The sequence below is a fragment of the Neobacillus drentensis genome (genome assembly GCF_036965245.1).
GTDB classification, from domain to species: domain Bacteria; phylum Bacillota; class Bacilli; order Bacillales; family Cytobacillaceae; genus Neobacillus; species Neobacillus drentensis_G.
On sequence record NZ_JBALPG010000022.1, the window covers coordinates 18,254 to 42,161 of the forward strand.

The following is a 23,908-nucleotide window of genomic DNA, read 5'->3' on the forward strand; positions in this document are numbered from 1 at the left end:
CTTCTTTTTCTTTTTATTTTTCAAGTTCAAAATACACTTCCTTTTTTCAAAACATAAAATAACTTTCTTTATTTTATAAGATAATGTCCCATTTATCTATGAATAACCCTTACCAATTTTAAAAATGCGATGAGTAACTAGCAAACTCATCGCATTTTCACTTCTGGTATTTGTACCCGTTTTATAAAAAAATAAATTAAGGAATGACCAGCACCTAAAAACAATAGTAAGATTGGAATACTTTGCGCCTCATTAAACCAAGTTACCGCAGCGAGGAAGGCAAGGATGGATACGATGCGCCCGATATTTAAAAATATTTCACGGACCACTATATACTCAATTCTCATTTCTGCCGCTTTCCATCCGCTTCCAATAACATCATATGTAGTTGACATATATGGGACGAGTAAAAGTGGATAGCCTATTGCAATCATCCCTGCATAAATTAACAATTTAACATAATTGACATCCCATACAACCAACAGGACAGCAGCATAAAGTATGATTCCGCCAATAAGGATGGCTTTTTTTCGAAAGCTTTTTTTAATCATCCGTGAAGCAAAGTAATAAGCAATAAAGGATATTCCCGAATTAATGAGTCCAAATGTTCCAAGAGCCATTTCACTACCCGTTGATATATACACAAAGACAGAGATAATAAATAAAAACGTCCCTTCTCTAAGTCCCTGGAAAAAGTGGGCATTTGTTATGAGACGCCAATTTTCATTTAGTTTTCTTTCCTCTAATATTCGTTTAAAGCAGTAGTTTCCAGATGCAGGTCTTGGTTTTAATGAAAAACTCATGAAGACAGCTAGCGCGAATAAAGCTAATGACAAACCAAAAACAAACGTGTAGCCGGTGAATTTTTCAAATCGAGTGATGATGATGCCAGCAGCTATCGGTCCAATCATTCCAGCAGCCGAGGTTAAAATCCCCAAAAATCCATTAAAAAAATCTCTCGTCTCAGGTTCAGTGATTTCAAAGGTTAGTACATTATAGGCGAGCCAATAAAAACCATAACCTATTCCAAGCAGGCTCCCCAATAATAGTAAATAGGTGGAAGCCTTTGTACCTGAAATTAATACTGATAAGTAAAAAATCGCTAAAAAGATGACACCAATTCGAAGTACAATCACCCTGTCGATTTTCTTTGCCCACCGCCCTGCTAAAATGAAAGTTAATGGCTGTAAAACAACAATCGAAAGGTTATAAAGGGCAATATCTGAAAACTTTCCTGTTTGTTTCCAAAGATAAATATTTACAAATGTATTAGATAAGGAAACGCTCAATGAATATAAGCCGCCAATAACCAGCAAGAGCAACAAGTCTTTTGTTAATTCTACTTCACCTAAAATCTTTAATTTTTTTCCCATAAAAAAAACTCCCCTTTGTCTTAAGGGTAGTCTTTATCATGGGCGTGGTTCTTATTCAAATTTAAAGCAAGTGAAAAAGACAGCTGTAAGCTGCCTTTTTCCCATTCAATTATTTTGCTTCATTGTACCGTTTTGTAACTTCATCCCAGTTTACTACATTCCAGAATGCACCGATGTAATCTGGGCGTTTGTTTTGATATTTTAGGTAGTATGCATGCTCCCAAACATCAAGACCAAGGATTGGAGTTTTTCCTTCCATTAATGGAGAATCTTGGTTTGCAGTGCTGGATACTTCTAATTCACCATTGTTTACAGACAACCATGCCCAGCCAGATCCGAAACGAGTAGTTGCAGCTTTAGCGAACTCTTCTTTAAAACCTTCGAAGCTGCCAAATTTGCTGTTGATCGCGTCAGCTAATTCACCAGCAGGTACTCCGCCGCCATTTGGAGAAAGAATTTGCCAGAATAAAGAGTGATTAGCATGTCCGCCGCCATTGTTACGTACTGCAGTGCGAGCAGCCTCTGGAACTGCATCCAAATTAGAAATTACTTCTTCCACTGATTTAGAAAGTAATTCTTCATTACCTGCTAATGCGTTGTTTAAGTTTGTAACGTATGTGTTGTGATGTCTTGTGTGGTGAATATTCATTGTTTCTTTATCAAAGTGTGGTTCAAGCGCATCTTCTGCATAAGGTAATTTTGGTAATTCAAATGCCATGATAAGCTCCTCCTATGTACAAATGTTTTTTTAGGGCTCTAGGAATACTTAAAAACAAGATAATTTATAAGAATATTTCTAAAGCTTTGTTCTTAACATACCAAAGTTGGTTCATGGTTTCAAATAAAATGCTTAGATTCCAACATAGATACAATGCCCGTTGAATAGCTTTTTATTCCCGTTTTTAATAGAAATTACATAACAAACATGTATGAATGAATTAATTCGAAAAATTGTCATGTTTCACCAAAACAGCATTCTGTCAACGATTTTTGTCATAACCTCTTTATCCCACTTCCAAATCATGTAAATTTCATATTGACATGATGTTAATAATACATTTAAATCAAGACTGTAGAGGTATAAAGGAGTGACAGATATGCAAAAAAATAGCATTTCATTATATAGCTTAATGCTCCAATTTTTCCAAAAAAGTGAGCCAATCCAAAAGTTTAAATCTGGTTCTGTTCTTTTTCAAGAAAAGGATTCTGTCGAATTTGTTTACTTATTGCTTAAAGGCAGTATTGCCCTTGGGAGAGTTCACTTAAGAGGAAAGGATTTTATTTTAAAAATCTTAGATGACCGAGAAGTAATTGTCGAATACCAGCTTTTCAAAGCAAATCCTCATTATCAATTTTATGCTAAAACATTAACAGACTGTGAATTGCTGCTAATTAAAAAGGAGCAATTTGAAGAATTTATTTTAACAGATCCCGAAGCCATGAATGAACTTGTTACGTGGTTAAGCACTGGGTATTTAAAAGCACAAATGAAATGCCAGGACTTAATTATGAATGGAAAAAAAGGCGGCCTATACTCCATCCTCATACGCCTATGTAATTCCTATGGGGTGAAAACAGAGGATGGCATTCTTATTGATCTGCCTTTAACACATCAGGAATTAGCTAATTTAACCTATGGAACTAGAGAGGTCATTCAACGTGCTTTAAAGGATCTGCGCGAAAAGGATATTATTTTATATGAAAACCAAAAGTTCACCGTAAAAAATTTAAGCTTTTTAAAAGAAGAAGTAGATTGCCAAAACTGCTCATTTGAAATTTGCGGTCTTAATTAGTAAATGAAGCCACCACTTTTTCAGGTGGCTTTTTACTATTTTTGAAAACATTTGTCATCCTTGTATATAACGAAAACACAAGCTACAATAGAAATTGAATCTTTATAAAGGTGGTCCAGTATGAATATTTTCAAACAATTTTATAAAAGCATCTACTCTCCAAAAGATATTGCCTTATTTCGTTTTCAAGGAATTGGGAAAACCATTTTATATGTTTTTTTCCTAACTTTCATCTCTATTCTTCCGTTTATCCTTTTTTTAAGTACCGATCTTTCTACCGGCATAGATTCTGCAAAATCCATTATCAAGGATGAAGCACCTGAATTTTCGATAAAGAATGGTCTGTTGTCAGCTAAAACAGAGGTACCCGTTACAATTAATAAAGATAATTTTACTATTATTATTGATCCAACTGGAGCCATTTCTGATTCGGATGTAGAGAATGAAGGGAATGCATTTGCTATGCTGAAGGATGAGTTTGTCTTCTCATCAGGCGGAAGGATTGATACCTATCCATATTCAATGCTACAAGGCTTAAACATTACAAAGAGCTCGCTGCTAGATTTTATTGACAAAATTGGTGGAATGAAGAGTATTATCATCCCTGTGATGTCAGTGTTTATTTATTTGTTTTCAAGTGCTGCAAGCTTTATTGAAGTATCCATATTAGCCATGTTCGGTCTGGCTTTAGCAAATCTTTTAGGCAGAAATCTGAATTACCGTCAATTATGGAGAATGGCTGCATACAGTGAAACCTTGCCTACCCTATTTTTCACCATTATGGCAGCTATTAAAACATCAGTACCATACAGCTTTGCCATTAATTGGGTAGTCGCGATTATTGTCTTATTCTTAGCAATTAACGAGATTCCAAAACCGAAAAAAGCGAACTAGAATTACGCCCAAACATTTGGGCGTGTTTTTTTATTAGGGGTTCTTTTTACGGTAAGACAAGCATAGGAATGTACAAACATTCCATTATGGAGGCTTGTCCGATGAAAAAGTTATTTGGTTTTCTTTTTGCTATTTTAATCATTTATGTCATTTATTTCGATCTTACCATCGGCACCCTTCCTGCCTCCAATTCCAAACAGGTTGGTGCAAAAGTCGAGACAGTTTCAAAGAAACCTAAAACGGACATTCATTCTTTTGAGGCAGAAGTACAACCTGGTGAAACCGTAATCTCGATTGTCGAGCACAAGCTAAAAAAACCACTGCCTGTTTCAATAACTGATTTGATCGAAGACTTTCGAAAACTAAATCCAGGACAAACCCCTGAAAAAATCCAAATTGGGGCTACATATCATTTCCCTGATTACTCAAAATAAACAGGATAGAGCTTATTCTTGTCAAAAATAGCACGAGACTGATACAATTAAGGCGGATTATTTTAAAGAACCTATTATTCGAATCCATTTTGAAGGAGAGCGAATTACACGTGAGTGAAATTATACATCGTACAAAAACCCGTCCAATTAAAGTGGGGAATTTAACAATTGGCGGGGGCAATGAAATTATTATTCAAAGCATGACAACAACAAAAACGCATGATGTTGAGGCAACAGTTGCTGAAATTAAACGTCTTGAGGAAGCAGGGTGCCAAATCGTACGTGTGGCCTGTCCTGACGAGCGAGCCGCTAATGCCATTCCAGAAATCAAAAAGAGAATCAACATTCCACTTGTAGTCGATATTCACTTTGATTATAAATTAGCATTAAAAGCCATTGAAGGCGGAGCAGATAAGATCAGGATCAATCCAGGAAACATCGGAAAACGCGAAAAGGTCGAAGCGGTCGTAAAAGCCGCTAAAGAACGTGGTATTTCAATTCGGATTGGCGTTAATGCAGGATCCCTTGAAAAGAAAATTCTTGATAAATATGGTTATCCAACTGCAGATGGAATGGTAGAAAGTGCCCTCCATCACATCAAAATTCTAGAGGATTTAGATTTCCATGACATTATTGTTTCTATGAAGGCATCTGATGTTAATCTTGCCATCGAAGCATATGAAAAAGCTGCCCGTGCTTTCGATTATCCATTACATCTGGGCATTACGGAATCAGGAACGCTTTTCTCAGGAACAGTAAAAAGTGCCGCAGGATTAGGCGCCATTATTAGTATGGGGATCGGAAACACACTTCGTATATCCCTAAGTGCAGATCCTGTTGAAGAAGTAAAAGTTGCTCGTGAACTCTTAAAAGTATTTGGTCTTTCTTCTAATGCAGCAACACTAATTTCCTGCCCAACCTGCGGAAGAATTGAAATTGATCTTATTAGTATTGCAAATGAAGTCGAGGAATATATTTCAAAAATAAAGGCACCGATTAAGGTTTCCGTGCTAGGCTGCGCCGTCAATGGCCCTGGCGAAGCTCGTGAAGCAGATATCGGTATAGCCGGTGCACGCGGTGAAGGTCTATTATTTAGAAAAGGAGAAATTGTCCGGAAAGTTCCTGAAGCAGATATGGTTGAGGAATTGAAAAAGGAAATTGATCAAGTTGCTGAGGAGTACTTCCGAAAAAAAGCGGAAGAAGAAAATAAAGTAACAGAATAAAGTGAAACTTCAAATAGTGGGGGTTCATTCCATCCTCCACTGTTTGGTAGGTGAACAAATCGGGCTTTTACGGGCAGTTGACCCCTACTTATTCTTTATTGGTTCCCAAAAGTCTTAAATTAGGGGTCTTACTGCCCGTTAATGCGGATAAACATCAAGAAACCCGGTATTTTACCGGGTTTCTTTTTTGGCCGATAGGAAATTATACATTCCAATCAGGCTAAGTGCAACTACGCCTCTGTCTTCGCCTAAGGGCTAGCCAATTGGCGAGTTTTCTTTACTCCTATGCAAGACATGTTAAAAGAACGGAAGAATGAAGATACCAATAACAATTGATACTACACCAATACCAATTGCCCAAGCACCAAGGCCTGTGGCACCTCTATTTCTTGCAACGAATCCTAACACTATACCTGCGGCACCAAAAAGAATAGGCAAAACAAACAGTGATATAATCGATAGCGCTAATGCAAGGGTACCCATGCCGGTTCCACCTGCTGTTCGTTCCCGAAATTCATCCTGTTCTCCACTTCGTGTATCAGTAAAAGGTGCAGCTATTTCTGCAGCTGTTTCTTCCCTATATTCAGAAGTTCTTATCGGAACAGATGCACCAATTTCAGGAACAGACTCTTCTTTTTTCAATGAATAGGATGTCTTAACAGGTTCATCGACTTCCGACGCTGTTTCCTCCCTGAATTCTGCAGGAGAATTGGGGATATCCTCACCAATTATTGAACTTCGAAGAGCTTCTTGCACTTTCGTGTCTCTTTCATCTGCCATCCTAATCCCTCACTTTCAGTTATAGGAGCATTAATTATTGTTTGCGTCTCGCTACTTTTTTAATTATGTTAATGTTTGTCTTAAATAGTTTTTTATTTCAATTATCGAAAATTTTTTCTTGAAAAATAAGTACTTCATTGTTCACACTACTTTGGTAAAATATAATGAGATACCCTAAAGCCAGATGAAGGTGAAGACAAAATGAGAAAAAGATTTGGAATCGATATTGATGGTACCGTTACATGCCCAAAATCCATAATACCGTTTATTAATAAAGCATTTCGTATGAATATTTTATATGAGGATGTAAACCAGTATGAATTAACACCATTTGTGAATGTTTCTGAAGAAGTGTTTGCAAAATGGTTTACTGAAAATGAACCGATATTATACAAAGAGTCACTGCCTGCACAAGGGGCTGTGAACGTACTTAAAAAATGGAAACAAGACCATGAGTTGTTTTTTATCAGTGCACGCGGTCCTCACTTACTTGCTGTCACGGAAGAGTGGTTCTTTCATCACGGTTTGACCTTTCATCATATGGAATTAATCGGCTCGCACGATAAAGTGGAAACTGTAAAAAAACATAAGGTGGATATCTTTTTTGAGGATAAACATGATAACGCCGTCATGATTCATGAGGAGTGCCAGATACCTGTTATATTATTTGATACACCATATAATCAGGAGCCGATTCCTAAAGGTGTCATTCGCGTTAAGAATTGGGAAGAAGCCAATATCTGGGTTGAAAACTGGTTAAAGCAGGAAGAGACAAAACGTGAAGCAGCTGCCACATTCAACTAACATTTAAACAGCTTGTGCGGGACGCGCACAAGCTGTTTTTTAATGGCATTCCGGACAGCGACCGTAAATCTCGAATTTATGCCCGGATATATCATATCCTTTTAAATTTTCACTTAATCCATCCATTGGACATGTATCTATTTCTTTTGTTTTTCCACAATCTAGACAGATAAAATGGTGGTGATGATGGTGTCTTGAACAAGTAAAGCGGAAATGTTTTTCACCAGAGAGCTCTGTCATTTCCAATATCCCCATATTTACAAACAAAGTTAGGTTTCGATAAATGGTGTCAAAGCTCAAACCTGGATAATCATCCTTTAATTGATCAAGAACCTCCTTTGCCGTTAAATACTTATCGCTATCTGCAAATAATTGGAGCATATCCTCCCTTTTCCCTGTCTGTTTAAATCCATTTTCCTTTAAGTATTGAATTGCTTCATGTACGTTCACCTTTCTTCACCACCTATAGCACTTGTAAATTTTTTATAAAGAATTGTTAATACTAAAATGAGAACAGCAAGTATGACAATCGTTCCACCAGGAGCCAAGTCAAGGTAATAGGCTGAAAAAAGCCCTCCGAGCACAGAAATTTCACCAAAAAGGATAGAGAAAAAAATGGTCTGTTTAAAACCATTGGCAATTCGAATACTTGCGGCAACCGGTAATGTCATTAATGAAGAAACTAACAGAATCCCGACAATTCTCATTGAAGCAGCAATGACAAGGGCAACCATGACGATAAAAATGAAATGAATGCTTTTGGCTGCAATGCCAGAAGCCTTTGCATGCTCTTCATCAAAAGATAGTAAAAATAACTCTTTATACAACATAATAATGACTGAAATAACCACGATACTTATGAAAAAAATAACCCATAAATCCGTACGGCTAACGGCGGACACACTGCCAAACAAATAACTAAACAAGTCAGTGTTAAATCCGTTAGCAAGTGAAATAAATATGACCCCCAGCCCAATTCCGCTTGAAAGAATAATGGGTATGGCTAATTCCTGATAGTGCTTATAAACCCCTCTTAGTTTTTCAATGAACAACGCTCCCCCTACTGAAAACACCATTCCCAGGTAAAGGGGATTTAAGCCTGACATAATCGAAAACTTCGTTTCAATAAGGAGGCTCGCTGAAATTCCAGCTAATGTCACATGGCTAAGGGCATCAGCAATTAGCGATAGTCTTCTAACAACAATAAAAACCCCTAGCAGCGGGGCAATAATCCCGATCATTATCCCTGTTAAGAAGGCATTTTGTAAAAATTCATAATGAAAAATTCCTTCAATCATTTTACATCGCCTCCATGTTCGTGTTGATGGGTCAGCAAATGGACATCATGACCATAAACTTTAGATAAGCCATCTCTGTTAAGCTGCTCAAATTCTGCTGTTTCTCCATGAAAGTGCAAATGTTTATTTAAACAAGCAACATGAGAGACCTTATCAGAGATCGTACCAATATCATGTGTAACCAATAACAGCGTAATTTCTCGCTTTTTATTTAACTCTTCTAGCATTTGATAAAAGGAATAAACATTTTCCGCATCAACACCAACGGTTGGTTCATCTAGAATTAGGAGACTTGGTTCACTAACAAGGGCACGGGCAATAAAAACTCTCTGCTGCTGTCCCCCAGAGAGCTCACCAATATTTCTGCTTCTAAATCCCTTCATTCCCACTGCATCTAAGGCTTCGTTTACCTTTGTTGAATGTTCTTTTTTAAAAAACTTAAACAGGCCTAACTTTTTGGTTAATCCACTTGCGACCACCTCAAATACGGTTGCCGGAAAACCAGTGTTAAAGGAATTAGCCTTTTGTGATACATAACCAATTTTTTGCCAATCTTTAAATTTATTTATTTCCTGGCCAAATAAAAAGATATCCCCTTTTTGTGGTTTTAATAAACCTAAAATTAATTTTAATAGTGTTGATTTTCCAGACCCATTAGGACCGACAATCGCCAAAAAGGAGCCATCTGGTATAGTCATGTTAATATTCTCAAGGACTGTGTCCTTTTCATAACGATAGAAAAGATGTTTTATTTCAATAATTGATCGCATAATTTGTACTCTCTCACCCTTAATTATAAGAATCATTCCGATTTAACATCAAGTAGTATACAATAGGAGTTTCTGAATGTAAAGGCTGAAAAACTGAACATTAACTACTCGCCCACTCTAAATCTATTGTCACACTCCTGTTCCCTCTTCATACATTAGCATGGAGGAGTGGTGAGGGTGAAAATATTTGAAAACATCATTAATCATAAAATTAACACAATAACTGCTGAAGAGCTGATGAAGTATGCGAATCAGTTTGATATTGCAGTTAATCGGCACCAGGCTAGGAAAATCGCCGAATACTTACGTGGTAAAAATGTTAATATTTTTGACGACAAAGAGCGTGCCCAATTAGTAAAGCAAATCGCTAAGGCGGCTGGGCCGGAAACTGCACGTGAAGTAAATAAATTATTTATGCAATTTACAAAGCAGTAAGAAAAACAAAAGCGCCTTGTTTATGGGCTGGAGCTAGGCAGAAAAAAAGCTGTGCAGAGGCACAGCTTTTTCTTATGATTGCATAATTTGATCTAGCAGATTATCATTGAACTTCTGTTCGCGAAGCATATTAATTTCAAATTGATATGGAGCTTTTTTGTTGTTCTTATCTTCACCAACAAAAGGGGTTTCTAGGATTTTAGGCACTTCCATTAGTTGTGGATGATGAACAATATAGTTAATGGCCGTAAAGCCGATATGGCCAAACCCGATATTCTCATGCCTGTCCTTTCGCATTCCTACAGCATTTTTACTATCATTAATATGAAGTACTTTTAATTTTTCAAGGCCGATAATTTTATCAAACTCATTTAAAACACCGTCAAAGTCTTCGACAATATTATAGCCTGCATCATGTGTATGGCATGTATCAAAGCAAACAGATAGCTTATCACTATAGTTTACGCCATCCATAATCATCGCCAATTCCTCAAACGATTTTCCACATTCCGAGCCTTTACCGGCCATTGTTTCCAATGCAATTTGTACCTGTTCCTTACCGGTTAATACTTCATTCAAACCCTCGATGATTTTCTTAATTCCCGCTTCCGTACCAGCACCTACATGAGCACCAGGATGAAGAACGATTTGTTTTGCTCCAATGGCCTCTGTTCTCTCAATTTCACTGCGGAGGAACCTGACACCTAATTCAAAGGTGTCAGGATTAGTGGTATTACCAATATTAATGATATAGGGAGCATGGACAACAATCTCTGAAATCCCGTTTGCTTCCATATGTCTTCTTCCTGCTTCAATGTTCAGGTCTTCAATTTTCTTTCTTCTTGTATTTTGCGGTGCCCCCGTATAGATCATAAACGTATTGGCACCATAAGACACGGCCTCCTCACTTGCAGCAAGGAGCATATTCTTTCCGCTCATGGAAACATGTGAACCTATTTTCAACATTCCGTTTCTCTCCCTTCACCAATTACTTTTTTCTTTGGTCTATTTTTCTCTGCCGTTTTTTAATTTTATCCATTTCCCATTGCATTTTCTTTTTATAGCCTGGTTTTACTTTTTGAGGCTTCTTTACCATAGATTTAGCTTTTTTATCAGCCTCGTCCTCTTTCCTTACCCTCGTCTTTCTCTTATTCCGTTCATCTGCTTCAACAAATTCGTTATTTTTCAGATCGACATACTTAAACTGAATCCCCATTTTTTCTAAACGATTTAAGGCGTCTTCATCAGAAATATCATAAACCGTAAGCGCAATCCCCGAATTTCCTGCTCGCGCAGTTCTCCCCACCCGATGGATATAAAAATCCAGATCAGATGGAAGTTCATAGTTAATAATATGGCTGACCCCTTCAATATCAATCCCTCGTGAAGCAAGATCGGTGGCAACGATATATTGGTATTCCAAATCCTGAATCTGCTTCATCATTTTTTTCCGCTCACGCGGGTTTAAATCGCCATGGACACGGCCAACCTTTAAACCTTTCTCATTTAAAAAGTAGGCAACCTCTTCAGCCATCTTTTTTGTATTGGTAAATACAATTGCTAGATAGGGATTGTAGGCAAGCAAGGCATCATGAACAAGTTGTTTTTTATTGCGATGCCTTGATGGCAGCAGATAATGCTCTAAATTTTCCGCTGCTTTCCTTTTGGATTCAATTTGAATTGTCTTTGGATTTTCCATATATTTTTTAAGAAAAGGTTTTAATTTCTCAGGAATGGTGGCTGAAAAGACCAGCATCTGCAGTTTTTCCGGCATTTTAGCAGCAATCTGATCCACATCTTCAATAAATCCCATATCCAGCATCATATCGGCTTCATCAACAACAAGAATATCCGAGGTATGAATGAACAGTGCTTGGTCAATCATAAGATCTTTAATTCTTCCTGGAGTTCCAACAACAACATGTGGTTGTATTTTCAATTTTTCGATGGTCCGCTGCTTGTCTGTTCCGCCAATATAGCATCTGGTCATGATTGGGCTATCAGGGTTACATTGCTCAGTTACTTTCAGGATTTGTTGATAGATCTGCGATGCTAACTCCCTTGTCGGTGCAGTAATGACAGCCTGCACCTCTTGACGATTCGGATTAATTTTTTCAAGGATCGGTAACACATAAGCAAATGTTTTCCCTGTTCCCGTTTGTGATTGACCAATCGCACTTTCTCCTTTTAATACTAACGGGATCATCCGTTCCTGAATTTCAGTCGGCTCATTATATCCAAACTGATTCAGTGATTCTATAATAAAAGGTTGAAACTTAAAACGTTTAAATCGATTCTCTTTCATATAATAGCTCCTTATTTTAAAAATAATCTAAAGATTATGGTGTAGTTTTCTTCCCATAGCAAGAGCTTCCACTTTACTCCCGCATCATGTAATTATAGTAAAAATTCGCCTAAATAACCAGCTAACTTTCCTTTTATCCTCATCTTTTACTTTTTTTCCTCTTTTTAAAAACTAAATTTAGTTTCTTCCTTGAGTATAATACCTAAACATAATTAGGGTAAATGCATATTTTAATGTATCAAGGATTGATGAAAGGAGGTGGTGAGGATGCAGCCAAGACCAAGAATGCCCATGCAAGGTAGGATGGGTCCAGGTCAGTTTGGTGGCAGAGGCCCAATGATGGGAGCTGGAGGGAATCCATTTGGCAGAATGGGTCCGATGATGAGGCAGCAAGCTGGTCAAGTTGGCGGAGGGAACCCTTTGATGCGGTCTATGATGGGACCCGCACAAACGAACCGGGGCGGCGGTGGTTTACTTTCGAGACTTCTCGGAAGAGGAACTCAAGCTGGCGGCCAGGGAGGAATTATGGGAATGCAAGGAGCGGGAAGAGCAGCAGGAGGCGGCGGCGGCGGCTTACTCCAATCCTTAAGTAATCCAGGTGGACTATCGGGAATTTTAAATAACACCCAGAATGTATTAAAAACTGCACAATCAATTGGTCCCATGGTTCAGCAGTTTGGCCCAATGGTCAAGAATCTTCCTGCGATTTGGAAGCTGTATCGGGGCTTCAAAAATGCATCAAATAGCTCGGATTCGACTTCAGAAAAAACAACCAAAAAGAAAGTATCAGTTGCGGAAGAATCTTCAAGCAATGAATCAACTGATATTAGAACTTCAAAGAAAAATACAAGCCGGAAAAAAACTCAAAATACAAGTACCGAAAAAAAGAAACAACCGCAAAGTTCTAAGCGTAGTAGTTCATACCAAAAAGGAAGCTCGATACCTAAAATGTATATATGAGCAGGAGAATGCTGGGGCCACCGGCATTCTTTTATTTTCAGAAAACTTCACAAAAAAATGTATCTTTGTAATATAACTATTAGTCTTATATAATAAATACATAGGCTTTAAGAAAAGCCCAAGCAGTCCATTTTAGAAGTGTAGGGACTAGAGCGCCCTGACTGCCAGAAAAGCTGTAGCGCCTTGCACAGGCCTAGACAACATGGTGAACGATAGCGAACCGATGTTGACTCATCGCAGAGAAGAAAGCGAATTCCACTAGCCGCTGGGCTAGATAGTTATCAAAGTTCAATATAGGGGGACTTAATATATGCAAATTATTAAAATTTCACCACGTGGATACTGTTATGGTGTTGTGGATGCTATGGTCATCGCAAGAAATGCCGCATTAGATAAAACACTGCCTCGTCCTATCTACATCTTAGGGATGATTGTTCATAATAAACATGTTACGGATGCCTTCGAGGAAGAGGGGATCATTACCCTTGACGGAAAAAATCGAAAAGATATTCTCGATAAAGTAGACTCTGGTACGGTTATTTTTACGGCCCATGGTATTTCTCCAGAGGTAAGAGAACTTGCGAAGAAGAAAGGTCTTGTAACAATTGATGCCACATGCCCTGATGTTACAAGAACACATGACTTGATTGAAGAGAAAACAAAGCAAGGATATCAAGTCATCTATATCGGTAAAAAAGGCCATCCAGAGCCAGAGGGCGCTGTTGGTGTAGCTCCAGGTATGGTTCATCTTGTTGAGACTCCGAGTGATGTAGAAGCATTAACGATTGACAATCACAAACTCATTGTCACAAACCAAACCACCATGAGCCAATGGGATGTTGCTGATACAATGAAAAAGGTACAGGAAAAATATCCTCATGTCGAGGTTTATAATGAAATTTGTCATGCCACACAAATACGTCAAGAAGCAGTAGCAGAACAAGCAACGTCATCAGATGTGACTATAGTTGTCGGTGACCCAAAAAGTAATAATTCCAATCGTTTAGCGCAAGTTTCAGAAGAAATTGCCGGAACAACGGCCTATCGCATTGCCGATATTACTGAATTAGAAATTGATTGGATTAAGGATGCCAAAACTGTTGCAGTTACATCAGGTGCATCAACCCCAACCCCAATCACAAAAGAAGTCATTACGTTTCTTGAACAATTTGACCCAAATAACGAAGCAACATGGGAACGTAGGAAAAAGGTACAACTTAGCAGAATATTACCTAGAGTAAAAAAGACTGAAGAATAAAAAGCAAAGAACCGCGTCAACTTTGACCGGTTCTTTTCATTTAGGATCGATTTAAACCATTTCAGAACAAACTGAGGGTTTCTGGCCTTTTCCTATTTTAAGAGCTCTTTTTGCGATACGGAGCTTTGGTTTATCGCTTTTTCGGTCGCTTAGAACCATATAGAAAAATTTTTTCTCGGTTTCACAAAACTCTATATAAATTGAAATGGGTCAGTGTTTACTTCGGACGGAAAAATGTCGACTTCATAACCTGATTCCTGGCACATCTTATGTAACGCTGCTGCTAGCCCTTTTTTCATTACTTTTTCGACGTTATGACCTGGATCTATCATATTCAAGCCTTGCATCATGGCATCATGGGCGGTGTGATAATAAATATCCCCTGTTACATACACATCTGCCCCTTTAAACTTGGCATTCATGAAGTATTTGTTGCCATCCCCGCCTAAAACAGCTACTTTTTTTACTTTTGAGGTTAAATCACCCACTACACGTACTTTTTCCACTTCAAGTGCTGTTTTCACCTTTTCTGCAAATTCTGCAAGAGTCATTTCACTGACTTTACCAATTCTGCCAAGTCCGAGTACTTCTCCTTTGTTATCCAATGGATATACATCATAAGCTACTTCTTCATATGGATGCGCCTTAATCATAGCGGTAATTGCTTTTTTTAAAATCGGTTCCGGAATAATTGTTTCAATCCGAACTTCATCGACTTCTTCTAGCTTGCCAGCTTTACCAAAGTATGGGTTAGTATTGTCACCCGGCAAAAACCTGCCAGTTCCATTGGCAGAAAAAGAACAATGACTATAATTGCCAATAAATCCTGCCCCTGCATTGCCAAGGACTTGTCTAATCTCTTCTGCATGGCTTGCAGGGACGAAAACGACTAATTTCTTAAGCTTTGTATCGAAAGTGGGCACAAGCACCTCTGCATCTTCTAATCCTAATGCAGATGCCAGCAGGTCATTAACCCCGCCCTTTGCTACATCAAGATTGGTGTGTGCGGCATAAACAGCAATATCATGTTTAATTAATTTTTCAATCATTTTACCCTGTACCGTATCTGTCAGCAAATTTTTAAGCGGCCGATAAATAATCGGATGGTGGGCGATAATGAGCTGGACATTTTTTTCGATTGCCTCATCGATCACATTTTCCAGTACATCAAGAGCGATCATAATCCGTTCTATCTTTTTGTTTAATCGACCGATCTGCAAGCCAATCTTGTCACCTTCCATTGCCAGCCCTTTAGGCGAAAACTGTTCAAATAGGTGGATAATTTCATGACCATTTGGATTCTTCATCTTGGATTACCTCCTTCACTAGCTTTATTTTATGTAATAGTTCCTGCTTTTTTTCGATTGTGTCAGGGGTTTGTACTGCGTTTTCAAGCTGTTGATAAATTCGCTGCCAATTTTTCTTTTCATTGATCCATTTTTTCTTAAAAACTGTATTCCGTTCTTTCACAAGATAAGGTCCTAATAATAAGCCTTCTTCTAAGCTTTGACCATATGGTATCAATGGGTCTATGGCATCCTTTCCTTTTTCTGCAACTAACACCTCATAAATTTTTCCGTCTTCTTCGAGTATTTCTTCAGCCACAAGCTTCCAGCTATTGTCTAATAGCCATTGCCGGATGGAAATAGCACTGATATTAGGCTGTAAAATCAGCCTTTTTACAGACCCTAGCTTGTCTTTGCCCTTTTCTAAAATACTTGTAATTAAGGTACCGCCCATCCCAGCAATCGTTACATATTCTACTTCTCCATGCTTAACCACATCAAGCCCGTCACCTAATCTGACAGAAATAATTTCAGATAATCCTTCCGATAAAACATTCCCTTTAGCAGATTGATATGGTCCAACAGCTACTTCTCCTGCTACTGCATATGTAATACCGATATTCTTCGCTAAAAAACAAGGTAAATAAGCATGATCAGAACCTATATCGACTAATATTGCACCCTTAGGAACATAATTTGCAACGGTTGCTAACCGTTTTGACAATCTATCTGAATTCATCAAAAAACACCACACTTTTTTCCGATTTATATATGTATAGTATAAAAAAGGCCCTTTACAGATGCAAAGGGCCTTAGATAGAATAGTATAACTTTAACATTGAAACCTGTCAAACCAACGAGTACGCATGGCAATCTCAGATTTCTTAAACTTACTTTAATTTAGAAACCCACTCTGCCATTGCGTCTAATTGTTCTGCTTTAACAAGACCTGGCGGCATACCTGTACCTTTACCATTAGTAAGAATATCCTTGACTTCATCTTTTGATAAACCAGTACCTTTTAATGAAGGCCCCACTCCTCCTTGGTATTGATCACCATGACAGCCGATACAAGTAGATTTATAAATATCTTCTGGATTTGATGCGGCAACTTCTGTTTTTCCCCCACCTTTACCTTCTCCCTTATCTTTAGCTACTTCCTCCATATCCCCAAGACCTTTGAAAGATAAGAAAAACACTAGGACAATTCCAAAAACAAAGACGAGAATGTAAGGAATTACCGGATTTCGATTCATGATATAACCTCCCTTATGTACGTACCCCGTTAATTAAATAAAACTATACCTGCAAACAACTACTATTTTACTTGAAAAAGAACAGAAGGAAAAGCCCTAAACTTGTTTTATCACTATAATCTTTATAAAAATGATAAAAGAGGTGAAACAAAGTGAAAATTACACTTATAGTTCCTCCTCTTGGTATCTTCCCCTATTTACTTATTAACAACCAATTAATCGTGAAATAACCATTCTTTGAACTTCCGATGTACCCTCACCAATTTCAAGCAGCTTTGCATCACGCATCATTCTCTCAACATGATATTCCTTCATATAGCCGTATCCGCCATGGATTTGCACAGCTTGATCTGTTACTTCCATACAAATTTCTGAAGCATACAGTTTACACATAGCTGCTTCCTTTGAAAAAGGCCTGCCTTTGTCTTTTAACCATGCTGCTTTATACACCATATTTCGTGCTAATTCAATTTTCATTGCCATATCCGCGAGCTTAAATTGAATTGCTTGAAAGGAGGAAATCGATTTGCCGAATTGCTTCCGTTCCTTTGCGTAGGCAAGGGCCTTTTCATACGCTCCTTGAGCAATGCCTACAGCCATTGCACCAATCCCGATACGTCCACCATCAAGCGTAATTAAAAACTGTCTAAAGCCCTCTCCACGCTCCCCTAAAAGATTTTGGGCAGGCACTCGTACATCTTCCAATACAAGCTCCGTCGTATTCGATGAATTCAAGCCCATTTTTTCATAATTATCAATGACATTAAAACCATCTGCATTCGTTGGGACAATAATCGCACTAATTTCCTTTTTACCGTCTTTCTCACCAGTCACGGCTGTTAAAGCTAAATGCTTAGCAAAACTTGCATTGGTAATAAAACACTTATTACCATTTATAACATATTCACCGCTTATTTCTTTGGCAGTTGTTCTTGTGCCCCCTGCATCTGAGCCGGCATTTGGTTCCGTTAATCCAAATGCACCAAAAGATTCTCCTGTACAAATAGGAGTTAAATATTTTTGTTTTTGCTCCTCCGTTCCGAACAAATAAAGAGGTGCTCCGCCTAAAGAAATATGGGCAGAATAAGTTATTCCAGTCGAGCCGCATACTCTGCTTAATTCTTCCACAACAATGGCAAAGCTAACCGTATCTGCTCCTCCACCCCCGTATTCTTCCGGAAAAGGCAACCCCATAATCCCCATCTCTGCCAGTTTCTTAAATACCTCTACAGGAAATTGCTTTGTTCTATCACGTTCTAAAGCACCAGGTGCAACTTCTTCATCCGCAAACTGGCGTATTGTTCGTTTGATCATTTCTTGTTCAGAAGTTAAATCAAAATTCATTTTCATCCCCCTAGAGTAACTTTGTATACGCTTTCTTTTTTATTATAAAAGAAATTGTCTAAATTTCTCAACATTTAAAAATTTTTAAAAGATTATATTTTATGAATATAATCTAAGCATCTTTTGCTCAGGGAATAAAAAAATGAAAGACGCTTTAATCTTATTGGCAAAGCAGAAATTAGGTTCAATTAAAAACAAAATATCGAAACTTACCTAAAAAAATCTGATGGATGTTTGCAAAATGAGAGACAATTCAGTAAAATAAAGAAAAAATGCAGAAAGTGCTTTCATTCCATTTAAATGGAATAGCCAAAAAAAATAGTCTACTCCTGTTAAGAAGTAAACTATTTTGTAACAGTATTTTATTCTAAGAAATCTTTTAAGCGTTTGCTGCGGCTTGGGTGACGTAATTTACGCAATGCCTTGGCTTCAATTTGACGAATACGCTCACGGGTTACGCCAAAAACTTTACCAACTTCTTCAAGGGTACGAGTCCGGCCATCATCCAAACCAAAACGCAGGCGAAGGACATTTTCTTCGCGATCCGTTAAAGTATCAAGAACATCTTCGAGCTGCTCTTTTAATAATTCGTAGGCAGCATGCTCAGATGGAGATGTTGCATCTTGATCTTCAATAAAATCCCCAAGGTGCGAATCGTCTTCTTCACCAATTGGTGTTTCGAGTGAGACAGGCTCCTGGGCAATTTTTAATATTTCCCTTACCTTATCAGGTGTTAAATCCATGTCCTCACCAATTTCTTCAGGAGTTGGTTCGCGGCCAAGATCCTGTAGTAATTGACGCTGAACACGAATAAGTTTATTAATGGTTTCAACCATATGCACAGGAATTCGAATCGTTCTTGCTTGGTCAGCAATCGCCCGTGTTATCGCTTGACGAATCCACCATGTTGCGTAGGTACTGAATTTAAAGCCTTTACGGTAATCAAATTTCTCAACGGCTTTGATTAGACCCATATTACCTTCTTGAATGAGATCAAGAAACAGCATTCCACGGCCAACATAGCGTTTTGCTATACTTACAACAAGGCGGAGGTTTGCTTCGGCAAGACGTCGTTTTGCTTCTTCGTCGCCTTCCTCAATCCGATTGGCCAGTTTAATTTCTTCTTCAGCGGAAAGTAAGTCAACACGGCCAATTTCTTTTAAGTACATACGCACTGGATCATTAATCTTAACTCCTGGTGGAACGCTAAGATCATTTAGGTCAAATTCTTCGTCATTTTCTTTTGCCAATTTTTTAATATCTGGGTCTTCATCCTCATTATCACCGACTAATTCGATTCCTTGATCACCTAGAAATTCTAAGAATTCATCCATTTGCTCAGATTCTAATTCAAAATTAGCCAGCTTTTCAGCAATATCATCATAGGCAAGGACACCGATTTTTTTACCCAGTTCAGTTAACTGGTCTTTTACTTGTTCAAGGGTTAATTCATTTTCAACCTCTTTTGAACGGGCTGATTTTTCAGCAGCCATATGTCCCCCTCCTTCCAGAATCAAAGACACTAAAATGGAATTTAAAGTAATTTACGTAATTGATTGATTTCAATACCAATTGCCGCAGCCTTACCAAAGTCACTTTGTCGCTCCGCTTCTTTTAGTTCCACTTCTTTTTCTTTTATTTTTAACAATTTTTGATAATTCAACACCTGTTTGATATAATCAGTTAATTCTTGAGTGCTTACCTCATCATTTATCGACATCATTTCAATGTTGGCAACCATTCTTCTAAGATTATCATCTTGAATATAGGTTAAAAAAGCACTACTATCTGGTTCCAAATGATCTTCATAAAATCCTAACAGATATGTTATTATTGCCTGATGTTCATCAATATTAAACGTGTTCCCTGCGAGTAATTCCTGAACCTTATAAGCCACATCACGATTTTTAAGCATATGGGCAATTAGACATCTTTCTGCCATATTATGTGCGGGCTTTAATTCCTCCACCGGCTTTGTGGTTAACAAAGGTTTGTGAAAAGACTCATTTTTTCCATTTGACTTTCTTTTTTCAGCAAAGAAAAGCTGCTTTTGCTGCTGCTTTAAAGCATCTAACGAAAGCGAAAATTCTGTTGCAAGCTGCCGTAAATAATGATCCCTTTCAACAGCTTTATTCAATTGGCTGATTTCTTTAATTATCACTTCGATATATGCAAGCCGATCTCCTTCATTCTGAAGATTTTTTCCCCTTCGAAAATAAAGAAATTTAAACGCCATCCAGGTTAAACTTCCACCAATCACTTCATTGCGGAATTTATCAGCGCCATTCTTTTTGATATATTCATCTGGATCCTGTCCATCAGGCATCATGGCTACCTTAATTTGAAAACCCGCTTCGTGAAGATGGTTACCTGCACGGTAAGCAGCTTCTACACCTGCTTTATCTGAATCATAACAGATAGTAACGGATTGAACGCTTTGACGCAAAAGGGCTATATGTTCATCTGTCAATGATGTCCCCATTGTGGCAATACCATTCTGCACTCCTGATCGATCTGCTGCAATACAATCAGCAAAACCCTCAAATAAAACAGCATGCTGCATTTTTTTGATACTTGGCTTAGCCAACTGATAATTATATAAAATTTTACTTTTATTAAAGATTGCTGTTTCGGGACTATTTAAATATTTTGGCTCTTCAGCCCCTAGTGATCTCCCTGAAAAAGCAATCGTATTACCATGCCGGTCAAAAATGGGAAACATAATTCGATCTCTGAATCGATCGAAAAACGTCCCGTCCCTTTCTCGTTTAATAATTAATCCGGCTTTTTCCATAAATTCAGGTGAAAAATCCCTTTTAGAAAGGAATTTACAAACAAAATCCCATGAATTTAATGAGTAACCAATTTGAAACTTATCAATCGATTCTCGGGTAAAACCTCTTCCCAGTAAATACTCTAATGCATGCTGACCTTCTTTTGTATTTACTAGTAAATGATGGTAAAATTTCCGTAATAGCTCGTGAGCATCAAGCATGGATTGAAGCTCATTGGAAACTTTTTTTCCACCATGTGCTGAAGATAATTTAATTTCAAGGTCGATATTTACCTTCGCTGCTAATTTAATGGCTGCTTCTTGGAATGATATTCCTTCTAGCTCCATTAAAAAGGAAAATACATTTCCCCCAGCTCCGCAGCCAAAACAATGGAAAATTTGTTTGTCAGGTGACACTGAAAATGATGGGGTGCTTTCACCATGGAATGGACATAATCCGAAGTAATTTCGCCCCTGTTTTTTCAGTTGAACATAATCGCTGATTACCTCGACAATATCAACATCCTGACGAATTTGGTCAATCTTTTCTTCGGCAATACGGTCTGCCATGAAAACAACTCCATTTATACTACAGGTATTCGGCAGGCAATCATTAAATTCCTGCAAATTTCGACAAAATTTTCGTTAATTCTGTCGTAAATCTTGCTCGATCCTCGGATTGAAAAGGCTTTGATCCTTTTCCGTAGACTCCCCTTCTCCTTGCCATAGCATTTAAGAACCGTAAATCAAGGGCAGTCTGAATTCCACTTTCCTCAAATACAACTCCCTTTGGGGATATAACATGAACGCCCTTTAGCAGTAATGTGGATGCAAGTCCGATATCCTGCGTTATGACAATATCTCCATTACCCGCATGGTTCATAATGTATAAGTCCGCGGCTTCCTTTCATGAATCAACATATTTCCAAGTAGCATATGTACTTATGTCTTTCACATGATGATCATAGGAAGCAATAAAAAAAACTTCAACGGAAAATTTGGAAGCTATTTCGACAATCTCCTTTTTGAAGGGCCAGAATCTGCATCGACAAAAATAGCCGGTTTGCTTTTTACATAAGTATTAATTCTACATCACTCCACATATTCCTTCTTAAAGAGCTAACTTTTATTAAAGGAATTATGTCGAATTTTTTTAGGGTCCCTGACTTGACATCTAACAATAAATAGTTTATTCGTTCCCATGCAACTCTAAACCTAAAAAGATATATTTTTATCACAATTTTTTATTATAGTATATTCGTTATCATTTTGCCATAACTTTTTCTCATTTTTTTCACATAGTAAAACACATAATCAAATGATTATGTGTTAGAATCTGCCCTTTTGAATATAATTTAAGATGACATTTGCTGTTTCTTCGACCGCCTTGTTAGTCACATCGATAACCGGACAATTTATTTTCTTTACGATATTTTCAAAAAAAGATAATTCTTCTTTTATCCTTTCAATATTGGCATAACTTGCTTGATCATTTAATCCTAAAGAAATCAATCGCTCCCGTCTAATATTGTTTAACTTTTCAGGACTTATTTTCAATCCAAAGCATTTCTCGATGGGAACCTGATAAAGTTCTTCTGGCGGATCCACTTCAGGGACAAGAGGAACATTTGCCACTTTTAAACGTTTATGTGCCAAGTACTGTGATAAAGGCGTCTTGGAGGTTCTGGACACCCCGATTAATACTATATCTGCCTTTAAAAGCCCTCTTGGATCACGCCCATCATCATATTTTACCGCAAATTCGATGGCTTCTACCTTTTTAAAATAATCCTCATCAAGCTTCCTCACAAGGCCTGGTTCACATAAAGGTGTTTTCCCGCTATAAATCTGAAGTTGGTCCATTATTGGGCCAATTAAATCAACAGCAATGATTCTTTCCTCTTCTGCTCTTACCTTTAAATATGTACGCATTTCTGGCTTGACTAATGTGAAGGCCACCATACCTTTATCATGCGAAACAAGTGATAACACTTCATCGATATGTTCCTTATCCTCTACATAGGGAAATCTTTTTAATATCATACCAGAACCATTAAATTGGCTAATCGCCGCTTTTGTAACTAATTCTGCTGTCTCCCCAACTGAATCAGATACAACATAAATGATAGGCAAACTCATTCTCCCTCAACAGCTCCTCATAAAAAATCTATTGCTTACTCATCACCTAATGATACAAAGGCTTTTGTGATGTTTGTTTTCGTGACTCTGCCAATTACCTCATAACCTTTTTCTGATTTTTTAACAACCGGCAAGGCATCAATTTGTTTTTCTATTAATTTCTTTGCAATATCGATTAATAAATCTTCCCGTTCACACATGGTTATGTTTGGCATTCTTGTCATTATTATATTGACAGGTATACTTGAAAGCTCCTGCTTTCCAATACTTGCTCTCAGCAAATCCTTTCTTGAAAGAACCCCAACGAGGCTGGAGTTTTGATCAACGACAAATAACGTTCCTACATCCTCAAGGAACATCGTGCAAATAGCATCGTAAACAGAAACATTTTCACTTACGACCACAGGAATGGACTGATAATCTTTCACAAAGATTTTCTGCAGATTTTCCGTCAATAACTGTGCTCCCGATTTCCCCGTATAAAAATACCCGACACGAGGTCTTGCATCTAGAAAACCAGCCATCGTTAATATTGCAAGATCGGGCCTTAACGTCGCCCTGGTCAAGCTTAATTGATCCGCAATTTGTTCTCCCGTTATTGGACCATTTTCTTTCACTATTTGCAAAATATGTTCTTGGCGTTTAGTCAGTTCGATTGTCCTCACCACCTTAAAATACCCATTAACTATTTTAATTACTTTATAAAAATATTATATACTACTTAGTTTTTATTTGAAATGATTCAATTCCATCTATAAAGAAAACTCGCCGATTGGCGAGCCC

General features: G+C 37.8%; 25 protein-coding genes. 8 read left to right on the plus strand and 17 right to left on the minus strand.

Going from position 1 to position 23,908, the window contains the following annotated elements; translation table 11 throughout:
- Positions 1–146: 146 nt before the first annotated feature.
- Both V7150_RS06285 and V7150_RS06290 read right to left on the minus strand, forming a co-directional pair.
- Complete coding sequence (locus V7150_RS06285) at positions 147–1,373, minus strand: MFS transporter (RefSeq protein ID WP_283919482.1); 1,227 nt, start codon at positions 1,371–1,373, stop codon at positions 147–149.
- A 109-nt stretch (positions 1,374–1,482) separates the two neighbouring features.
- Entirely contained in the window at positions 1,483–2,091 is a 609-nt protein-coding gene (locus V7150_RS06290) for a superoxide dismutase (protein WP_335515009.1), read from the minus strand.
- A gap of 379 nt (positions 2,092–2,470) precedes the next feature.
- Here V7150_RS06290 and V7150_RS06295 point away from each other — a divergent pair, with 379 nt between their 5' ends.
- The 4 genes from V7150_RS06295 (at position 2,471) to ispG (ending at position 5,717) form a co-directional block, all read left to right on the plus strand.
- Positions 2,471–3,166 carry a Crp/Fnr family transcriptional regulator gene (locus V7150_RS06295; RefSeq protein WP_335515013.1) on the plus strand — a complete coding sequence of 232 codons (696 nt, stop codon included), beginning with the start codon at positions 2,471–2,473 and terminating at the stop codon, positions 3,164–3,166.
- A 120-nt stretch (positions 3,167–3,286) separates the two neighbouring features.
- Positions 3,287–4,060, plus strand: coding sequence for a DUF1189 domain-containing protein (locus V7150_RS06300; RefSeq protein WP_335515016.1), 774 nt, complete (start codon positions 3,287–3,289; stop codon positions 4,058–4,060).
- A 101-nt stretch (positions 4,061–4,161) separates the two neighbouring features.
- A complete protein-coding gene (locus V7150_RS06305; protein ID WP_335515018.1) occupies positions 4,162–4,494 on the plus strand; it encodes a hypothetical protein in 333 nt (110 codons plus the stop codon).
- Between the two features lie 110 nt (positions 4,495–4,604).
- A complete protein-coding gene (gene ispG, locus V7150_RS06310) occupies positions 4,605–5,717 on the plus strand; it encodes a flavodoxin-dependent (E)-4-hydroxy-3-methylbut-2-enyl-diphosphate synthase (RefSeq protein ID WP_335515021.1) in 1,113 nt (370 codons plus the stop codon).
- Between the two features lie 297 nt (positions 5,718–6,014).
- On the opposite strand, the gene V7150_RS06315 is transcribed toward ispG, so the two are convergent.
- The gene (locus tag V7150_RS06315; RefSeq protein ID WP_420490263.1) at positions 6,015–6,359 is read right to left on the minus strand and encodes a hypothetical protein; all 345 of its coding nucleotides are present in this window, start codon (positions 6,357–6,359) and stop codon (positions 6,015–6,017) included.
- 339 nt (positions 6,360–6,698) lie between these two features.
- On the opposite strand from V7150_RS06315, the gene V7150_RS06320 reads away from it, so the two are divergent.
- Positions 6,699–7,301, plus strand: a complete 603-nt coding sequence (locus V7150_RS06320; protein WP_335515026.1) for a 5' nucleotidase, NT5C type — start codon at positions 6,699–6,701, stop codon at positions 7,299–7,301.
- A 39-nt stretch (positions 7,302–7,340) separates the two neighbouring features.
- On the opposite strand, the gene V7150_RS06325 is transcribed toward V7150_RS06320, so the two are convergent.
- From V7150_RS06325 to V7150_RS06335, 3 genes are read right to left on the minus strand one after another with little or no spacing between them, the layout of a single operon-like run.
- A complete protein-coding gene (locus V7150_RS06325; RefSeq protein WP_283919489.1) occupies positions 7,341–7,751 on the minus strand; it encodes a Fur family transcriptional regulator in 411 nt (136 codons plus the stop codon).
- Entirely contained in the window at positions 7,748–8,599 is an 852-nt protein-coding gene (locus V7150_RS06330; protein WP_335515032.1) for a metal ABC transporter permease, read from the minus strand. Before V7150_RS06330 ends, V7150_RS06325 begins: the two co-directional genes overlap by 4 nt.
- A complete protein-coding gene (locus V7150_RS06335) occupies positions 8,596–9,369 on the minus strand; it encodes a metal ABC transporter ATP-binding protein (RefSeq protein WP_335515037.1) in 774 nt (257 codons plus the stop codon). The genes V7150_RS06330 and V7150_RS06335 overlap by 4 nt, the downstream gene beginning before the upstream one ends.
- A 177-nt stretch (positions 9,370–9,546) precedes the next feature.
- Between V7150_RS06335 and V7150_RS06340 the strand changes: the two genes are divergently transcribed.
- Entirely contained in the window at positions 9,547–9,804 is a 258-nt protein-coding gene (locus V7150_RS06340; protein WP_335515226.1) for a DUF2624 domain-containing protein, read from the plus strand.
- Positions 9,805–9,876: 72 nt separating this feature from the next.
- Here the strand turns inward: V7150_RS06340 and V7150_RS06345 are convergent, their stop codons facing one another.
- Positions 9,877–10,770 (minus strand): deoxyribonuclease IV, encoded by an 894-nt coding sequence (locus tag V7150_RS06345; protein ID WP_335515040.1) that lies wholly within the window; start codon positions 10,768–10,770, stop codon positions 9,877–9,879.
- Between the two features lie 22 nt (positions 10,771–10,792).
- A complete protein-coding gene (locus V7150_RS06350) occupies positions 10,793–12,109 on the minus strand; it encodes a DEAD/DEAH box helicase (protein ID WP_335515042.1) in 1,317 nt (438 codons plus the stop codon).
- Positions 12,110–12,376: 267 nt separating this feature from the next.
- On the opposite strand from V7150_RS06350, the gene vrrA reads away from it, so the two are divergent.
- Together vrrA and V7150_RS06360 are read left to right on the plus strand one after the other, a co-directional pair.
- The gene (vrrA, locus tag V7150_RS06355; RefSeq protein WP_335515045.1) at positions 12,377–13,069 is read left to right on the plus strand and encodes a VrrA/YqfQ family protein; all 693 of its coding nucleotides are present in this window, start codon (positions 12,377–12,379) and stop codon (positions 13,067–13,069) included.
- A gap of 310 nt (positions 13,070–13,379) precedes the next feature.
- A complete protein-coding gene (locus V7150_RS06360) occupies positions 13,380–14,327 on the plus strand; it encodes a 4-hydroxy-3-methylbut-2-enyl diphosphate reductase (protein ID WP_335515047.1) in 948 nt (315 codons plus the stop codon).
- Between the two features lie 191 nt (positions 14,328–14,518).
- Here the strand turns inward: V7150_RS06360 and V7150_RS06365 are convergent, their stop codons facing one another.
- The 9 genes from V7150_RS06365 to V7150_RS06405 form a co-directional block, all read right to left on the minus strand.
- Entirely contained in the window at positions 14,519–15,634 is a 1,116-nt protein-coding gene (locus V7150_RS06365; protein WP_335515049.1) for a Nif3-like dinuclear metal center hexameric protein, read from the minus strand.
- Positions 15,612–16,352, minus strand: coding sequence for a tRNA (adenine(22)-N(1))-methyltransferase (locus V7150_RS06370; protein WP_335515054.1), 741 nt, complete (start codon positions 16,350–16,352; stop codon positions 15,612–15,614). The genes V7150_RS06365 and V7150_RS06370 overlap by 23 nt, the downstream gene beginning before the upstream one ends.
- Before the next feature lie 151 nt (positions 16,353–16,503).
- Positions 16,504–16,869 (minus strand): cytochrome c550, encoded by a 366-nt coding sequence (gene cccA / locus V7150_RS06375; RefSeq protein WP_335515057.1) that lies wholly within the window; start codon positions 16,867–16,869, stop codon positions 16,504–16,506.
- 204 nt (positions 16,870–17,073) lie between these two features.
- Positions 17,074–18,213 (minus strand): acyl-CoA dehydrogenase family protein, encoded by a 1,140-nt coding sequence (locus V7150_RS06380; protein WP_335515060.1) that lies wholly within the window; start codon positions 18,211–18,213, stop codon positions 17,074–17,076.
- A 362-nt stretch (positions 18,214–18,575) separates the two neighbouring features.
- Positions 18,576–19,706, minus strand: coding sequence for an RNA polymerase sigma factor RpoD (gene rpoD, locus V7150_RS06385; protein WP_335515063.1), 1,131 nt, complete (start codon positions 19,704–19,706; stop codon positions 18,576–18,578).
- A gap of 41 nt (positions 19,707–19,747) precedes the next feature.
- Positions 19,748–21,556 (minus strand): DNA primase, encoded by a 1,809-nt coding sequence (gene dnaG / locus V7150_RS06390; protein WP_335515066.1) that lies wholly within the window; start codon positions 21,554–21,556, stop codon positions 19,748–19,750.
- A 43-nt stretch (positions 21,557–21,599) separates the two neighbouring features.
- Entirely contained in the window at positions 21,600–21,869 is a 270-nt protein-coding gene (locus V7150_RS26565) for a DUF188 domain-containing protein (protein ID WP_420490260.1), read from the minus strand.
- A gap of 446 nt (positions 21,870–22,315) precedes the next feature.
- Complete coding sequence (locus V7150_RS06400; protein WP_335515069.1) at positions 22,316–23,125, minus strand: pyruvate, water dikinase regulatory protein; 810 nt, start codon at positions 23,123–23,125, stop codon at positions 22,316–22,318.
- A 35-nt stretch (positions 23,126–23,160) separates the two neighbouring features.
- Positions 23,161–23,793: a helix-turn-helix transcriptional regulator gene (locus tag V7150_RS06405; RefSeq protein WP_335515072.1), complete on the minus strand. Its 633-nt coding sequence runs from the start codon at positions 23,791–23,793 to the stop codon at positions 23,161–23,163.
- Between the last annotated feature and the right edge of the window lie 115 nt (positions 23,794–23,908).

What these genes read in the sequence shown, in the direction of transcription:
- V7150_RS06285 (WP_283919482.1), bottom strand. Translation starts at nt 1,373, where the DNA reads ATGGGAAAAAAATTAAAGATTTTAGGTGAAGTAGAATTAACAAAAGAC.
- V7150_RS06290 (WP_335515009.1), bottom strand. Translation starts at nt 2,091, where the DNA reads ATGGCATTTGAATTACCAAAATTACCTTATGCAGAAGATGCGCTTGAA.
- V7150_RS06295 (WP_335515013.1), top strand. Translation starts at nt 2,471, where the DNA reads ATGCAAAAAAATAGCATTTCATTATATAGCTTAATGCTCCAATTTTTC.
- V7150_RS06300 (WP_335515016.1), top strand. Translation starts at nt 3,287, where the DNA reads ATGAATATTTTCAAACAATTTTATAAAAGCATCTACTCTCCAAAAGAT.
- V7150_RS06305 (WP_335515018.1), top strand. Translation starts at nt 4,162, where the DNA reads ATGAAAAAGTTATTTGGTTTTCTTTTTGCTATTTTAATCATTTATGTC.
- V7150_RS06320 (WP_335515026.1), top strand. Translation starts at nt 6,699, where the DNA reads ATGAGAAAAAGATTTGGAATCGATATTGATGGTACCGTTACATGCCCA.
- V7150_RS06330 (WP_335515032.1), bottom strand. Translation starts at nt 8,599, where the DNA reads ATGATTGAAGGAATTTTTCATTATGAATTTTTACAAAATGCCTTCTTA.
- V7150_RS06335 (WP_335515037.1), bottom strand. Translation starts at nt 9,369, where the DNA reads ATGCGATCAATTATTGAAATAAAACATCTTTTCTATCGTTATGAAAAG.
- V7150_RS06345 (WP_335515040.1), bottom strand. Translation starts at nt 10,770, where the DNA reads ATGTTGAAAATAGGTTCACATGTTTCCATGAGCGGAAAGAATATGCTC.
- V7150_RS06350 (WP_335515042.1), bottom strand. Translation starts at nt 12,109, where the DNA reads ATGAAAGAGAATCGATTTAAACGTTTTAAGTTTCAACCTTTTATTATA.
- vrrA (WP_335515045.1), top strand. Translation starts at nt 12,377, where the DNA reads ATGCAGCCAAGACCAAGAATGCCCATGCAAGGTAGGATGGGTCCAGGT.
- V7150_RS06360 (WP_335515047.1), top strand. Translation starts at nt 13,380, where the DNA reads ATGCAAATTATTAAAATTTCACCACGTGGATACTGTTATGGTGTTGTG.
- V7150_RS06365 (WP_335515049.1), bottom strand. Translation starts at nt 15,634, where the DNA reads ATGAAGAATCCAAATGGTCATGAAATTATCCACCTATTTGAACAGTTT.
- V7150_RS06370 (WP_335515054.1), bottom strand. Translation starts at nt 16,352, where the DNA reads ATGAATTCAGATAGATTGTCAAAACGGTTAGCAACCGTTGCAAATTAT.
- cccA (WP_335515057.1), bottom strand. Translation starts at nt 16,869, where the DNA reads ATGAATCGAAATCCGGTAATTCCTTACATTCTCGTCTTTGTTTTTGGA.
- V7150_RS06380 (WP_335515060.1), bottom strand. Translation starts at nt 18,213, where the DNA reads ATGAATTTTGATTTAACTTCTGAACAAGAAATGATCAAACGAACAATA.
- rpoD (WP_335515063.1), bottom strand. Translation starts at nt 19,706, where the DNA reads ATGGCTGCTGAAAAATCAGCCCGTTCAAAAGAGGTTGAAAATGAATTA.
- dnaG (WP_335515066.1), bottom strand. Translation starts at nt 21,556, where the DNA reads ATGGCAGACCGTATTGCCGAAGAAAAGATTGACCAAATTCGTCAGGAT.
- V7150_RS26565 (WP_420490260.1), bottom strand. Translation starts at nt 21,869, where the DNA reads ATGAACCATGCGGGTAATGGAGATATTGTCATAACGCAGGATATCGGA.
- V7150_RS06400 (WP_335515069.1), bottom strand. Translation starts at nt 23,125, where the DNA reads ATGAGTTTGCCTATCATTTATGTTGTATCTGATTCAGTTGGGGAGACA.